The following is a 15,314-nucleotide window of genomic DNA, read 5'->3' on the forward strand; positions in this document are numbered from 1 at the left end:
CAATTCGATTGCTTTTTGAGAATTTTTACTTTTTATTTTCATTTTGAATCTTGCACCAAAAAAAATTTAAGGCAACATGAGTCATTGATATGTGGCAGTTAACTCGTAAAGAACAAATGGTGATTGTGGCCATTCTTGGCGTCTTTTTAGTAGGCGCCGGGGTAAAGGCTTATCGCGCCTCTAGTTCAACTACTTTGTCTAATCTTTCTGTATCGTTGTAACATGGCTAAAATTTCTTTTCAACAAGCACTCGAGCAAATTGTGATTTTGGATTCTCGTTATTCCATTGATGCCTATCAATTCATGAAAGAGGCTTTGGATTTTACGACGAAAATATTAAAAAAGAATTCCTCCAAAAATCCCGCGCCTCAACACATCACTGGTCAAGAATTGTTGGAAGGTATTCGAATTTATACTTTGAAACAATACGGCCCTATGGGAAAGACCCTGCTGGAATATTGGGGATTGCGTCAATGCGAAGATTTTGGGCAAATCGTTTTTAATTTAGTGAATCTTGGCGTTTTTGGAAAAACCGAAAGCGATAGTCTTGAGGATTTTAAGAAGGGTTACGATTTCGATGAAGCTTTCGTAAAACCTTTCTTGCCGGAAGAACGTCGCACTTCGATTGTGACGCTTAAAACTCGTAAAAATCTGAAAAATAAAAAAGTTCGATCTAATAAAAAGAAAGATAATGCGTCTAAAGCTCCAAAACTATGAGAGCAAAGACAGTGGTTTGGACGGCAGGATGCGGACTCTGGATTATCATGAACTTTCAAATGGCACTTTTCGGCACACCACCGGCATCATCTTCTTCCACTGCGCTTCAAATTCCTGAAAGTAAAACTTCGCAATTTACTTTTGATAATGGGTTGACGCTGATTGTTCGTGAAGACCGCTCGGCTCCGGTGGTTTCCGTGCAAGCGTGGTGTCGGACGGGCAGTATTCATGAAGATCAATGGATAGGCGCTGGTCTATCTCATATTTTGGAACATATGCTTTTTAAAGGCACCCAAACTCGCGGCCTTTCGGAAATTGCGCAAACGGTGCAAGGAGTGGGAGGCTATATGAATGCTTACACTTCTTTCGATCGCACTGTTTTCTATGTCGATGCGCCAAGTTCAGGCTGGAAAACGTTGTTGGATATTTTAACCGATGCCATATTTAACTCCACGCTGCCCGAAGGAGAATATGCTAAAGAACAAGAAGTGATTCGTCGCGAGTTTGCGATGGGTTTCGACAATCCTGATCGCATGGCTTCGGAGCTCATGTTTGAAACCGCCTATCGCGAACATCCTTATCGTTATCCCGTGATCGGTTATTTGGATATTTACAATCGTCTTACGCGCCAAGATGTTCTTGATTACTATCACGCTCGCTATGCACCCAATAATTTAACCTTTATTGTTGTTGGGGATGTTTCGTTTTCAGAAGTCAAAAAATATCTGGAACCTTTGGTGAAACAGGAAAAGCGTCGCGTTTGTAAAGAAATTTTCATTCCTAAAGAGCCGGAACAACTCGGCCGACGCGAACAACATCAGGAATTTAACACTTCACTCACTCAACTTCGTTTGTCTTACCATATTCCTTCCATTACGCATCCCGATGTTTATGCGCTTGATTTGTTAAGTGTCGTGCTAGGACAAGGACGAAGCTCACGATTGGATCAGGAAATTTTAGAAAAACGCGCGTTGGTTCATTCCATTGGCGCTTTTTCTTTTACGCCTGGAGAAGCAGGCTTATTTGCCATAAGCGCTGTGTGCGATGTCGATAAACGGGAAGAAGCGCAACAAGCTATTTTAAACGAAATCGAGCAAGTTAAAAAATCACCCATTTCCACATTAGAATTGGAGAAAGCGCGCAAACAAGCGTTGGCATCCCATTTGAATCAATTGCAAACCATGTCAGGTCAAGCTGCGGACATCGGCTCCAGTTGGTTTGTCGCGAATGATCTCAATTTTTCCGAAAATTATCTTAAAAAGATTCAAGCCGTAACTGCTGCCGATGTCCAATGCGTGGCAAAAACTTATTTTAATGACGACAATTTAACCATCGTCTCTTTGAATCCTAAAGGTTCTTTATCGCCCGCAGCTCATGTGGTTTCCGCCACTAATGAAGTTGCTTCGTTATCCATGGAAACGCATCAACTCAGCAACGGCATTCCCGTAATCATCGGTCAAAATGATCGTTTGCCTTTAGCTTCGGTAAGAATTTCCTTTAAATCCGGCACGCTATTTGAAACCCCAACCAATCAGGGCATCACTCATCTTACCGCTCAATCCTTACTCAAGGGCACAAAAAATCGCACTGCAGAACAAATCGCCAATGAACTGGAAAATCTCGGTGGCAATATTGATGTCGATAGCGGTTTTAACACCACCAGTTTGCAAGTGGATGTTTTGAAATCGGATCTCAATCAAGGCATCGCACTTGCCGCGGACGTGCTGCTTCATCCTCAATTTCCTGAAGAAGAAGTAAAAAAAGAAAAACTTTTACAACTGGCCGCGCTTCAACAAGAAAAAGATGAACCCATGGCAGTTTGTCGCAATCTTTTAAGACGCCACCTTTTCCTTGATGGCGCTTATGGAAGAAATCCCTTAGGCACCCCGGAAAGCATCAGTTCACTAAATGCCGAAATGATAAAAGTTTTTTATCAAAAACTCTGTGTTTCTTCTAATCTCGCTATTGCCGTATTTGGCGCTGTAGATAAAAAACAAGTCTTAACAGAACTGGAAAAACATTTTTCTTCTGTGCCCCAAAAACCGTTGCCAACGTCTACTGCCGCCGCGCCGTCTGATTTATCTACCAACCTTCAAGTCTATGAAGCGATTGATAAATCTCAGGCCATTGTTCAAATTGGATTTCGAGGAGTTTCCGTTACCGATCCTGATCGGCCCGCGTTAGATCTTTTAGAAGAAGCTTTGTCCGATTTAGGTTCGCGCCTTTTTATTAAAATTCGCGAAGAGCAAGGACTTGCTTATTTTGTAGGCGCCGCGCAACGCATTGGATTGAAACCTGGCTATTTTATTTTTTACGCTGGAACGGATCCAGTAAAAGCCGATAAAGTCACTCACGATTTATTGGAAGAAATCCGTATTTTAGCAGAACACGGTTTAAGTCCAGAAGAAGTACAACGCGCTAAAGCTAAACTGCTCGGCGCCCAAAAAATGGCCCGTCAAAGCAATGGAGGCTTTGCGCAACTCACTGTTTTGGATACTTTATATGGGTTAGGCGCCAATTTTTATCAGCAATATGAAACAAAAATTCAATCGCTTACTCCAGAAGACATTGCTGCCGTTGCTAAAAAATATTTTTCACAAAAACATTATGTTGTGGCCGTGGTAAAACCTCAAACCCCTTAAATTTATGGCTGAAGTTCAAAAATCTCCTACCTCATCGAGCGAAATGCAATCGCGATTTATTGAATTCGTTTTAATGCATGCGCAAAATATTCTTTTTTTACTAGGACGCATTCCTACGCCCGATGGCGGACAGCCGCAAGTTAATTTAGAATTAGCTCGCATTTTCATTGATCAACTCGAAATGATTCAATCCAAAACCCAAGGCAATCTCACCTCTCAAGAAAGTGAAGTTTTACAAAATGCACTAGCCAATGTTCGGTTGGTTTTTGTGGAAACTGCTAAAGGAAGCCCTGCTCCATCTCAACCTTCTCCACCCTCTTCCTCATCGGTTTCCGAAACCAAAATTGCATCCCCTGAATCCTCTAAAAAAGATGACGAAGACGGCGATGAAGAAAATAAAAAACGATTTACTAAAAAATACGGTTAGTGAATCAATCTGAAATTATTTTTCGACGTCTTGGGGAGGGCGAGCCTCCCGGCGAGCCAAGAGATTCAAAAGGCTCCGCAGAAGCGTCGCCCTCCCAACCAATGGAAAGTAAATTCTTCTCTTCTTTAGGAAAATTTGTTTTTTTCCCACTCTTAATTTTACTCTGTCTCAGTGCTCGCTTAGAAAAAGCGGATCAAGTGCTCATGAACGGAGACATTTTCTTTCTAGACTCCGACTGCTACACGCGCATGTTTCGTGTTAAATTATTGTGGGATCAACCATGGCCCCTTATCCATTTTCACGCCTTTGAAAATTATCCCTATGGCATCTCTTCTCACGCCACAGCGCCTCTTGATTATTTAATTCTTTTTTTAGGAAAATTTCTCGATCTTTTACAAAGAAAAGATGCTTTAGATTTAGCTGGCGCGCTCATTTCACCCTTATTAGGAATCGGACTTTTAATTTTTTTGCTATGGTGGACCAAATTATTTCTGCCAACCCAAGCGCGCGTTGCTGCACTTTTCGCTTATTGCCTGTTTCCCGCTTTAAGTTGGACCCAAAATATTGGACGCCCCGATCACCAAAGCCTCATTATTTTCTGTCTCACAATCGCCATTACCTTAGAAGCCAATCTGGCTCGTTCCTTATCGCGCGGCACACAAATCGTCGCTGGCGCTTTTTGGGGGCTAGCACTTTGGACATCGTGGTATGAACCTGGTCTTGTTTTTTTAGTTTTTTTAATAGTTCGATTGATTCAACAAAGATCTTACTTCTTGGTAAGTCGCCCCTTTTGGTGGTTAAGCCTAGTGATAATGCTTGGAATCGCTTTTTTATTTGAAGGAAAAAACTTTTTTACATTTTTCAACTTTTTCACGCAGAACTTATCAACTCAACCCGAAACTTTACAACGTTGGTTTCATCAAATTGGTGAACTGCAACGTTTGGATGCCTTTCGTCTTACCCTTTGGTTTGGCGCGTGGATATGGGCTTTACCTGTTTTGATTTACTTCGCCATTCGCAATCATTCTTATGAAAACAAACAAATTTTTTGGCTCAGTAGCATCATAACACTTTTTTTATTAGTTTTAACTTTTTGGCAAATGCGCTGGTCCGGATTGCTAGCTGTTTTTACAAGTCTATTCATTATTCCACTTCTATTTCGTTTACCGGGACATTTTTGGCAATGGGGCGTCACTTTGATTCTTTCGATACCTTTGATTGCTTATATTTTTTACACCAATTCACGCCCCTCAACTCAATACGAGTTTCAAAATTTAAAAAAAATTGCTGAAGAAATTAAAACTTCAGAAGGCGTTTTAGCGCCCTGGTGGCAATCACCCGCTTTGCTTTATTACAGTGGCGCGCCGATTATCGCCAGCAGCTCCCACGAAAGCTTGTCCGGAATTATTGATAGTAGTAAATTTTTTACGAGCGTTAATTGGATCGAAAGCGAAAAATTCCTAAAAGAACGCCAAGTGCGCTGGATTGTTGTGGGCGATCCTCGACAAGTTTTAAGCCAATCCTTCAAAATTCTTGGCATCCCAGAAGAAGAAGACAAACAAGGCAAACGATTGAAACAATACTCCAGCACCTTAGCCGCGCGACTTTATACCGTAAAAGCTGTGCCTACGGCTTTAAAATTGCGCGCGGTTATCCAACCTTTTCGACTGTACGAATATTTACCAGCTGCAAATTAAGGCTTTGGAACCAAGCGAAAACCATCACGATATTCTGGAGCAGCTTGGGGAGCCTGAGTCTTGGCTGGAGGATCGATTAAAACTGGCGAACTTTGAAACGCTTTAACCTCAGCATCATTAAGATATTGGCCGGGATGAAACATGTTGTCTTTGCGACCTTTAGCCGTTCCTAAAACCATAAGATCTAATAACTCGGGACTATGGCCACCTTCATCAAATTTCAGTTTGTTATAATCTTTTTCATTTAATGCGCCGAAAACAATGTGACCCAAGGCATGTCCCAACGTTAATCGATCGGTGTCTTTTCGAATAAAAATAGTGTTAGCGACATCATAATTCGGCAAATTTCCAAATTTTCTTTCGCTATAAGCCTGATCTTCGACTGGTTGACCAGCAGCATTTGTGCCAATGTCATCACCCGTTAAAAACACACGAACTCCAGGTTGTGGCGCATACTCTTTAGTCCGATCCGCTATCATTAATCTTTCGATGTCATTTAATCCATCTTCAACAATAATACCGCTATCAGCCGGTGGCTGGTAGTAAACAATTTCTAGATTTTGAATCTGCGTATGAGTCAAATTAAGCGCTTCCTGTGCCCATTCTAAATGACGTCTCACATCGACTTCACTAGCCATAGGTCGTCCTCGATCATCTTTTAAAATAATAAATTGGAGAGGAAGCACTTTCTTTACCGGCACATTTGCTGAAGCGGTATAAGTTTGTTGATCTTTTTGGTAAGAAACCCTCACCGAATCTCCTGCTTCTGCCACAATCGTTTGATCCGTTTTAGGATTCATATCAACTGTTGAATTGGGGGCTAAAACTAACTCATCTGAAATGAAAACACCGGGACGTTTCGGATCAGCATGAAGCTTAACCTTCACAGAATCTTTGTTAGTTCTAACATCAACTTCAATGCTCGTTTGGCCTGCTAAATCCGAATCTTGATATTCAATGTAAAACTTATCATTAGACTTCGATGGCTCAAACTTGCCAGCACTATAAATCATGCCGTTCCTAACCTCGTAAAATTCTGAATAGTTTTCGGGCATTTTTCTATACATGGTCTTATCATCAAGAATTTCTTGAAAAAGATCATTTTCAGCAACTCCCGCCTTTCTAAGCTGATCGGCTTTAGCTTGAACCGCTTTTTGATTGAACAAATATTTTATGCCATCCAATTCGAAACCAATTTGAACAGATGCCTTCACACTGCCATCCATGAAATTGGCAATAGTTAAAGTATTTACAGGTTTTTTTTGAGCGTTAAGAATGTGAATCTTAGGTTTTTTTTCGTAAGAAGCCAAAGCCACACCCAAACGATCATGGTGTTTGTTATTAGACATAAATAAGAATTTATTTTACTGAACAATAAATACAATCATTTTCCTTAAAAAATGATAAAATCACATCCAAGTTGTGTTCGACTATTGATCATCCCCTAAAATTTTAGGCTTCCAAATGGGTTTATCCAAAGTTCCGGTTCCATGATACTCAAACAACTTACTGACGGGAAATAAAACAAGGCCAACTGGCCCTTTGATATTAATACGCGCATCCATATCCAATGCATCTTTCACAAAATTATAATTACCATTCCCAATCAGGCTAAAAGCCAAGCTGCTAACCTGTAAATCGTCCGTTCTTACAAATCCATTATCAATAGTAAAAGTGCATCGCGCCTGTTTCGCCTTGGCATAACCAAAATCAGGAATCACCGAATTTAACACATCCGAAAGACCACCCAAAAAAGGGATGCTCATCAAATAACCCTCTTCCACTTTTCCCTCTCCAGAACCCCGCAGCGAAGTTAAATCGTCCACTTTCCCGCGAATTCGGCAATTTCCCTCCATCGCGCCTGAAACGTTGGTGGCTTGAAAAAAGTTTTGCATCACCAAACCAAAATCCATGTCGCTTGCTTCTATATTTGCTTCAAACTCCGCTTGCGGTTTTTCAAAATTAAAAAGCGCATCGCCTCGCAATCGGCCACCGTGTAAATCACAATCTACATTCGAAAGCGTAAGTTCCAATCCCTTAAAAAGCAAAGTCGCTCTCACCCTATCGGGCGGAACCAACACACCCAAAAAGGGATAAGTCATTTTCCCACCTTCAGCTTGCGCTACCAATTGAGTTTTTTCCCCACCACCTAAATCAATTACACCATCGACTTCGACATGTGGCGGTTTTTCAAAACGATAGGGCTCACAATATTTTTCGAAATTTCCACCGAACACATGCGCCATTTCCTGAACTTGCAACTGAGTTGTGGCTTCTTTCAACGTTACTATTTTAGAAGAAAAATCGTAATGCACATTAGCCGCCTGCCCCACTCCCTCTTTTCTTGTCAGCTTAACACGATTTAAATCTAGCGATCGTAAATCCGTCGCTACTCCAGTTTCAATTTGCCGTAAAGCAATCCCCTTATAAATCGCATCTTGAATAAAGAGATTGCCTACCAAACTCCAAGCCCCTGCTTGAAAAGCGGTTCCCTGCAAGGAAAGATTCAAATCGGCTCCTTCTGAAAATTGGCAAGAATTAAAAAAAGGTAAAAAATTTGTCGGGAAAAAACCCTTTAATCGTGTGGGATCCAGTTTTCCAACAATAGCCCCTTCCAAACGCGAAGCCGATTTTTCGTATATTAGTTTTGCGTTAATTTTTTCCTTTTCTTCGTCCAACTCCAAAATCGCTTCAGGAACAAAAAATCTTCCCTTTTCCAAAGCCACCGGCACTTGCAAACGTTTTATCATCGACCCATTGCAAGCGATATTTCTCCAATCCAAATCCGAAGTTAACTTATAATGAAAACCCTCTTTCCAAGAAAAATCAGCTCTCACCTGCGTTACGGGCAGCTCTTCAAATGTCATATCCTTTAATCGTTCTCGCCAATTTTCTGGCAACCATGCTGCTAAAAAAGCGGGATTAGCCGAAGAATTAATTTCCAACCAGCCTTGCTGCGCGGCCCATGACACACTAGCCTTGCTACGGATAAGACCATCAGAAATTTTACAATAAAAAGAAGGCATCTCTAACCCTTTGCCATCCACCAAAAGATTAACGTGAAGATAAGCCAACGCCAACTCATGCCACCGGACTTGTCGCCCCTCCAAAACCACTTCATAACGAATCGCTTTATCGACTTGATCAGGATTTAATTTCACATGAATCTCAATCGGAGATCGACTATTAATCTCTCCACTCCAATTTTTAACCTGCTTCCAAACCTCAGCTAACTTTTCCATTAAAAAAGGCTGCGCTAAATTCTTATCATTTTTTTTCAATAAACTAGCCAAGGGCAACTGACCTTCCACATCAATTCGCATGTTTAAAAGATCAGCTTGAAAAGAATCAATTTGAATCTCCTGATTGTGAAGCTGCACTTTGGCATCAGCATCATGCAAAAGAATTTTCTGCTTAGCATTTAAAGGAAATGCCACATCCGCACCTCGAATCTCTACGCCGTTAAGAAACGATTCTCCACGCCACCAAGAAAACCATTCCACCTTCAAACGCAGTCGGCTCATTTCAAGAAGAGGCACCGAAAAATCTTTTTTTGAATAAAGATCAACCTGGCGCACCACAAAATTACCGCGACTATCCAAATAAAGTTTCTGGTAATCCAACCGAAGATTGCGCTTATTAAACTCCTCTTTTAACTTTACCTGCAACGATTGTGGCACACCGAAAAGACGCACTCCCAACAAAACAAGCCAAAACCCAATAAAAGCCAACGCTACCAAAATCACTACCCAACGCAGAAAAAAAGACGCCATTCGATGCGCCAAACTCACTTGATCACGCATAAGTTTAAGGATGGCCCGTCTCTACGACGTTAGAGTTTGCGCTCAAAATATTGGAAGAAGCGCTGATGATCAATGGCTGCATGAGCAAAGTGGCATCACCCGTTTCCAATTCAAAAAAATCATTGCTCACTCCCTCTAAAAATCCAATGGTTCTGCCTTCTCGCTGCCACAATTTTAATTTCCGATCTTCCGCTCCACTCCAACTCAATTCATAATCTGCAGCGCCTCCACTCATATAATCCGGTCCCAACCATTGCTTCACATGTAATTGCGATAACAAACCCACAACCGCATCAGCTCCCACATCGTCTACTTTTTCTCCTGTAGCACTTGACCAATTTTCCTGATTGCGTTGCAAAGAAAAAACTTGATCGCCTTGTTTCACTTCCAAATGCGTCACCTTTTTCGGGTCCTGCTGCGTAACGATCAACCCTTTCCAATCCCAAGGTTTTAAAGCAAGAAAATCAAGATGTTGCGGCAACACAGAAACCACAAATGGTTCTTGTTCCAATCGAGCAAACGTCTCTTGAAGATCAGTGTGACCAAATGCAAAAGTAATCAATTGGGGTGGAATGGATGAATCCTGCAAAGAACGGAAAGAAAGTTCAATTTTTGTCTGCGGCGATTGCAACCCGTAACGCTCCAAATCCATACTGGTATCAGAAATAAAATGAAAAACCTCCAAAGCACTCAGCCTCATCAAAAACCTCTGAATAGCTTGATCATTAGCCAAATGCCAAGAAGCCGTAGCATCACTCCATTGCCAAGCTCCATTAGTTTCCATAGCTTGCTGAAAAAGAGCGTCCTGATGATAAATTTTAATTCGTGACACAGCCTCCGGCGCAAAACGCGCCAACTTGCGATCGCGATAATTTTCTGTCGACAAATTCAATACCTCCAACCCATTAGTCTCTATGGTAAACACCGATTTACTGCCGCTTCGCTTAGCAAAAACCGCAGTCGGATCATTAGGATCATTTTTCCCTAATTGCAAAGCAGCTACCCGCTCTTTCTTATCATCATAAAAAAGCTGAACACGCACAGCGGGATCATTCAATCCTTGTAACAAATTATTACTATTATCCTCCGCAACAAAATTTTTCACTCTTAAATTCTGCAAAGCTTGCAACAAATTTTGCATCTCCTGAGCCGAAGCTCTCGCATAAAGAGGTCGCATAATGTCCCAACCCTTTTTATTTTTCTGCAACTCAATTTCTTGCATCGTATCGCGTAAAATCACTTTCGTCACTCGAGCCGGTTCAAAATCCAACACTTGATGATCACGCCAAGCTTGATGACTTCGCGCCAACTTATCCACCAAATCACGAGAAATTACGCTAACTTCCGGTTTCCCTTTTTGGATTTGAACATACACCACATTGGTCAATGCCGTCTCATTTCCCACGCGCAGCTCAATCTGATCCTCTCCCCAGTTAGCGCGCAATACAAACCTGGGTTTTTTCAACCCGTAACGCTCCAAATCTTTTTCTGGATTTTTGACAGGAAAAACTTCCACCGATTCCAAATATTCCAAATCGCTCAAAAAACCTTTCACCTCTTCTTCATCGGCAGGATATTGGATTGGCTCCTTCAACCGCCATTTTCCTTTCACTTTTTCCAATCTCACATCTTCTTGCGGATGACGAATGGTAATACGATCCACTTGATCCGGAACAATATCAAAAAGCCGCTTAGCGTGAATTTGTCGATCCGTTGTCGATTGCCAATGGCGCTCGCCGAAAAAAATAAAAACGGCTACTCCTAAACAAAGGCAAGCCAACAATAAAGGTGTTCTAAAATTCATTAACGCGATTCATTTAACGGCGACGCCTCCACCAAACGCCAAATCCAATTAATAACACGCTCACCGGCAATGCAAAACCGATGATCAAAGCCAAACTCATTAATTGAGAGTCCGTCAAACCTAGACTAAACTCCTTCGCTGTTTTTGGCGAAATACCAATTAAATTATTTTTCTTTAACAACCAATTCATGGAATTAAGAAAAAGATCCAAAACCCCAGGCAAACTAACTAATTGCTGATTGGAAAAACTGCTCGTTGAACCAATCACAACCAAACGCGCTCCACTCAAGTCCACTTTTTCTTCGCCAACTTTTCCTGTATCAACCGCTACAGCCAAACTTAACGGCCCCTTATAATCTTTAGCTTCCTCAAAACTTACCGACTCCTGCTTAAAATCGGTCTCACCCCAAAAAGCCGCGGGCGATTTTAATAATTCCACCACATTATTTTTTTCCGAATCCGTTTCATCCAGCTTAGCGCGCACCGAACAAACACTATTTAACACCGTGGTTACCGATTTCATCTTTTCCACAATCGGATGGTTTCCATAATCCTCCACCGGCACCGAACCCAATAATCGTTGCGCGCCCAACACATTCACAATGCCCACCACATAATCATTGTCCACAATTACCCCATATTCTTCCAGCAACAGTTCTAAACCCGTTTTGACTCCAGGCTCCAAAAGCAATAACAACTTTCCATTACGCTTTAAATAATCGCGCAACACAGCCACTTCATCTTCTTGAAATGCAGTCGTCGGACCCGCAATCACAATCGCATCCGCATCATCTGGCAAAACAGGGTTTAATAGCAAATTTAAATTCGTCGTTACTATATTCTCGCGTTCCACACGCAAATTTAATTCAGAAAAACCGATCTTGGGATCAGATGAAGTCACATCACCTTCTCCATGACCCGCCGTAAAATAAATTTTCGAAGGCTTTTCTTGCACCAAGCTCACCAGCGCAGAGGTAATCGCCTCCTCCGCTTTAAACGATTTCACGCGCTCGGTTTGATCTCCAAAAGGCGATGGCGTCTCCATTTCCGCCATCTCACTCGCATCCACAAATTTACTGCGCCCTTGGTAATCCAAAATCACCACATTATCTTGTTCGCCCAAACGATATTTCGCACTCAACGTTTGCGCTTTCACCGCATCACGATAAGGATCAATCAACTCGTAAATCACCTTACTACCGCCCTCATCCTGATAACGACGCAACAAGGGTTCTACACGACTGTAAAGCGGATTCTCTGGATTAAAAAATAAATAAATCGTCACCGGCTCTTCCAAATGTTGCAAAAAATTTATCGTTTTCTCGGAAAGAGTAAAATATTGCGAATCCGAAAAATCAAACGTTCGGTAATGACGATAAGACAAATAATTAATTGCTGTCACTAACACTCCAGCAAAAATCAATGTCAACACGACACTGCTTGCAATCGTAATTCGCGAGGGTTTTTTATTCACTATTTTTCAACCTTTCCAACGCCGACTTTCAATCACCTTTTGCGTTATTAAAAGCGTCATGACAGTCATACTCAAATAAAAGACCAATACCTTCGTATTCACTAACCCTTTACTAAACTGCTCCATATGATCATAAGCTGACAAATAACCCACCAACTCCCGTAACGTAAAAGGAATATTAAAATAAATCAAAAAGCCGGTGAAAAAGAAAAGCGCAATCGTCGCAAAAGCAATCACTGCTGCAATAATTTGATTGCGCGTCAATGAAGAAGCCAACAACCCAATCGCCACGTAAAACATCCCCATAAGTAAGACCACTAAATAACTGCACCACACCGGACCTGCTGTTAAAGGCGTTGTTGAAAAAGTTACCAACTTAAAAAGAAAAGGATAAAGCGCTGTAGGTGACCACAAAATTAAATAAAAAATCAAAACCGCCAAAAATTTGCCCAGCACCACTTCCCAATCGCGCACTGGCGCCGTCATCAACCCTTCAAAAGTTCCCAAACGATATTCTTCAGAAAAAGTTCGCATGGTTAAAATCGGCACCATCATCACCTGGGCCAACCAAATAAAAAAAATCCCAAAAAAAACCTGCATCACCGTATATTCACTGGGCTCCTTATTCAAAATTGCGATCGCGAAATAAAATGAAAAACCCGTTAACAAAAGCCAAAAAAAAGCTACTACATAAGCAATCGGCGAAAGAAAAAAAGCCTGCAATTCTCGCCTGAAAATAATCCCAATTGTTCGAAAATTCATAGCTTATCCTCATGGGTCAATTCCACAAAAACATCTTCCAACGTCGCGCGATGTCGCGTTAGCTCGCGCAAACCCCAACCTTCCTTTGCTACACACTGAAAAAGTTTTTCCCTTAAATCATCTCCACGCTTGGGAAAAGCCTCTACCTGCAACCATCCATCCTCCAAGGAAGAAATTACCACCTCCTCAAGCACATCCCAAGTAGACAAAACCTGACGCACCATTTCCTGAGCCGCTCGCACCTCCAACTTCATCCCACCGCCGCTCCGCACGCGACGCGTCAAATTATCCGGACTGTCCGATGCTTCAATCCTGCCTTTATTAATGATCAACACGCGCTGACATGTCATCTCCACTTCCGGCAAAATATGAGTCGAAATAAGAACCGTATGTTTTTGTCCTAACGATTTAATCAACTCGCGAACCTGCCGAATTTGATTCGGATCCAACCCAATCGTTGGCTCATCCAAAATCAACAAATCCGGATCATGCACAATCGCATCCGCCAGCGCCACACGTTGACGAAACCCCTTCGATAAGGTGCCAATAATCCGATTCTGCGCCTCTTTCAAATCGCACACCTCTTTCACATAATCGATACGCTCACTTACCCTTTTCCCTCTCACCCCCTTCAAACGCGCGCGATAATTCAAAAACTCATTCACCGTCATCTCCGTATAAAGCGGCACAATCTCCGGCATATAACCCACACGCCGCCGCACCTCAATCGAGTTTTGAAAAATATCGAACCCAGCCACACGCACCGTCCCTGCCGTAGCTGGTAAAAACCCAGCCAAAATTCGCATCGTCGTGCTTTTACCTGCCCCGTTCGGGCCTAAAAAACCCACAATCTCGCCTTGAGCCACCTCAAACGAAATTCCTTTTACCGCTTCTAGCCCCGCATAACGTTTTATCAAATTTTTAACTTCAATCATCATCATGCGTTTCCTAATCCACTAGCTTTAGAATGCTCTCTGTCAAGACGACTTCTTCTTGTAAAAAATTCAAAATTTAACCCACCGACAATTTACCCTCAAAATTACCACCCTTTTCCACCATCAAACTCTCCACCTCCAAATTGCCCGACAAACTTCCTCCCTCACCCACAATCACCTCACCGTTAAATTTCAAAAGCTCCACCTCCAAATATCCCTCCACACGAATTTGCGTGGTGGTAATATAATGCGCAAAATCGGAAAATCGCAGCCGCGCTCCTGGTAAAATCACCACGCGATCCGCCTTACCCGCCACTGCCAAATGTGCCACCTTACCCAAAGCCAACTCTCGGCACTCATAAGGCGCCTCCAAAATCCCTTCCACCACCAAACGTCCCGCCGTTAGATTCGATGCCTGATATTTACCTCGAGCCGTAATAAACACCTCTCCATGTGTCTGAATTCGGCGATTATATAAACTTTCAATCTTGTAAGAACTTAAATCTATCGGCTTGCCACATTGATAACAATTCAATGTAATCACATCCGACGCCAACTCATGCATCGCGCCACACGCAAAACAACCCACTTGCGAAACGCCCAACTGATCCATGATAGATAACTCGTCACTCATCACTTTTGCCAAAACCAACGTCGTCCCACTGATTCCGCCGCCTTAGGCAAAACCGCTGACTCGACCTTTTCTTCCTGCTCATCGCCTAACACCTGACCTACACGACAACGTCCACGATAATGCGCCCCGCGCGAAACCGTCAAAACCGCTGTTTCCACATCACCCTCCACCCTGCCCTCAGGCGTAACCTCCACCTTTTCCTTCCCCAAAATTTTTCCTTTCACCACTCCCTCCACCACTACTTCTTTGCCCGACACCACACCAATAATCTCGCCTCCATGCAAAATCTTAATATTCCCAGCCGACACCAACTCCCCGCGCACCGTCACCGAGACTTCCATATTAGCTTGTGCTTGCTTTTTCATCGTTTTACACCATTTAGAGATCTCCTTCCCAATTCGCAAGTCTACGTATTGATC

The 15,314-nt window shown here is 42.4% G+C and carries 12 protein-coding genes; 4 read left to right on the plus strand and 8 right to left on the minus strand.

From position 1 onward, the window contains the following. The first annotated feature begins 222 nt into the window (after positions 1-222). The 4 genes from K1X66_01970 to K1X66_01985 are packed head-to-tail and all read left to right on the plus strand — an operon-like array spanning position 223 to position 5,483. Positions 223-717, plus strand: coding sequence for a hypothetical protein (locus K1X66_01970; protein ID MBX7157142.1), 495 nt, complete (start codon positions 223-225; stop codon positions 715-717). Beyond that, on the plus strand, positions 714-3,359 hold the full coding sequence (locus K1X66_01975; GenBank protein ID MBX7157143.1) for an insulinase family protein: 2,646 nt from the start codon (positions 714-716) through the stop codon (positions 3,357-3,359). The genes K1X66_01970 and K1X66_01975 overlap by 4 nt, the downstream gene beginning before the upstream one ends. Positions 3,360-3,363: 4 nt before the next feature. Further along, complete coding sequence (locus K1X66_01980; protein ID MBX7157144.1) at positions 3,364-3,786, plus strand: DUF1844 domain-containing protein; 423 nt, start codon at positions 3,364-3,366, stop codon at positions 3,784-3,786. After that, the gene (locus K1X66_01985) at positions 3,786-5,483 is read left to right on the plus strand and encodes a hypothetical protein (GenBank protein MBX7157145.1); all 1,698 of its coding nucleotides are present in this window, start codon (positions 3,786-3,788) and stop codon (positions 5,481-5,483) included. Before K1X66_01980 ends, K1X66_01985 begins: the two co-directional genes overlap by 1 nt. Here the strand turns inward: K1X66_01985 and K1X66_01990 are convergent. The 8 genes from K1X66_01990 to K1X66_02025 form a co-directional block, all read right to left on the minus strand. Continuing rightward, positions 5,480-6,832 (minus strand): hypothetical protein, encoded by a 1,353-nt coding sequence (locus K1X66_01990; GenBank protein MBX7157146.1) that lies wholly within the window; start codon positions 6,830-6,832, stop codon positions 5,480-5,482. The genes K1X66_01985 and K1X66_01990 overlap by 4 nt on opposite strands. Positions 6,833-6,913: 81 nt before the next feature. Next, the gene (locus K1X66_01995; protein ID MBX7157147.1) at positions 6,914-9,286 is read right to left on the minus strand and encodes an AsmA-like C-terminal region-containing protein; all 2,373 of its coding nucleotides are present in this window, start codon (positions 9,284-9,286) and stop codon (positions 6,914-6,916) included. 4 nt (positions 9,287-9,290) lie between these two features. Continuing rightward, entirely contained in the window at positions 9,291-11,090 is a 1,800-nt protein-coding gene (locus K1X66_02000) for a DUF4340 domain-containing protein (GenBank protein MBX7157148.1), read from the minus strand. A gap of 13 nt (positions 11,091-11,103) precedes the next feature. Next, the gene (locus tag K1X66_02005; protein MBX7157149.1) at positions 11,104-12,564 is read right to left on the minus strand and encodes a GldG family protein; all 1,461 of its coding nucleotides are present in this window, start codon (positions 12,562-12,564) and stop codon (positions 11,104-11,106) included. Positions 12,565-12,570: 6 nt separating this feature from the next. Next, a complete protein-coding gene (locus K1X66_02010) occupies positions 12,571-13,326 on the minus strand; it encodes an ABC transporter permease (GenBank protein MBX7157150.1) in 756 nt (251 codons plus the stop codon). Further along, positions 13,323-14,261, minus strand: coding sequence for an ATP-binding cassette domain-containing protein (locus K1X66_02015; protein ID MBX7157151.1), 939 nt, complete (start codon positions 14,259-14,261; stop codon positions 13,323-13,325). Before K1X66_02015 ends, K1X66_02010 begins: the two co-directional genes overlap by 4 nt. 76 nt (positions 14,262-14,337) lie before the next feature. Beyond that, positions 14,338-14,895: a hypothetical protein gene (locus K1X66_02020; protein ID MBX7157152.1), complete on the minus strand. Its 558-nt coding sequence runs from the start codon at positions 14,893-14,895 to the stop codon at positions 14,338-14,340. Then, positions 14,895-15,260: a polymer-forming cytoskeletal protein gene (locus K1X66_02025; GenBank protein MBX7157153.1), complete on the minus strand. Its 366-nt coding sequence runs from the start codon at positions 15,258-15,260 to the stop codon at positions 14,895-14,897. Before K1X66_02025 ends, K1X66_02020 begins: the two co-directional genes overlap by 1 nt. Positions 15,261-15,314: the final 54 nt, after the last annotated feature.

The sequence above is a fragment of the Verrucomicrobiia bacterium genome, assembly GCA_019694135.1.
Lineage (GTDB): Bacteria > Verrucomicrobiota > Verrucomicrobiia > JADLBR01 > JAIBCM01 > JAIBCM01.